At 55.7% G+C, this 575-nt stretch carries 1 protein-coding gene; it reads left to right on the forward strand.

Annotated elements, in window-relative coordinates:
• The coding region (locus tag X742_RS1000000175325; RefSeq protein ID WP_032925225.1) for a hypothetical protein at positions 1–281 on the forward strand (281 nt) is incomplete at its 5' end.
• Between the last annotated feature and the right edge of the window lie 294 nt (positions 282–575).

The raw sequence follows: 575 nt of genomic DNA on the forward strand, positions 1-575 counted from the left end.
CTGAAGGACTCGCACGCATATTCGATCAAGCTGCAGAGCAACGCTGGTCGGAAGACCTGCGCAAGGAGCTCGGCTATCGTCATATGCTACACTTGGCCGACGTGTTCGAGGGATGGGCATTCGACAGTCGCATGACGCCTGAATGGACAGCCAAGCTGGCGGGATGGGCAGGGTCAATGCGCACGTTGGCCGAGGAGGTTGGGTCGACATGGGATCCTCCAAAACCGGCGGGTGCACTCTCAATTGTTGGACTTATCGGCCGCACTCTGATGCACGAGTAATGTAAGCGCGGTCCATATGCTGGCCTTCAGGCGTGCGCATCGAGCTAGAGGTTTTTGACGCTATGTCGCCAAACAGTACGGCGTCAGAAGAGTATCCACCGCCGGTGGAACTGCATCGTACGGTCGGGATCGATCGGAGCGGGAGCCATTAAGATATCGTTGCCTTGTGCAGGGTGGGACTTCCAAGTTTCGCAGATCATAAGGTCTACTAAATTTGCATAGCGAGGTCACTCTAACTGTTTCGAATGGCCTTCTTGCCTTGTTCGGCCGCCTTTGTGTTGGACCGCTGCATCA

The sequence above is a fragment of the Mesorhizobium sp. LNHC229A00 genome (genome assembly GCF_000502415.1).
GTDB lineage: Bacteria > Pseudomonadota > Alphaproteobacteria > Rhizobiales > Rhizobiaceae > Mesorhizobium.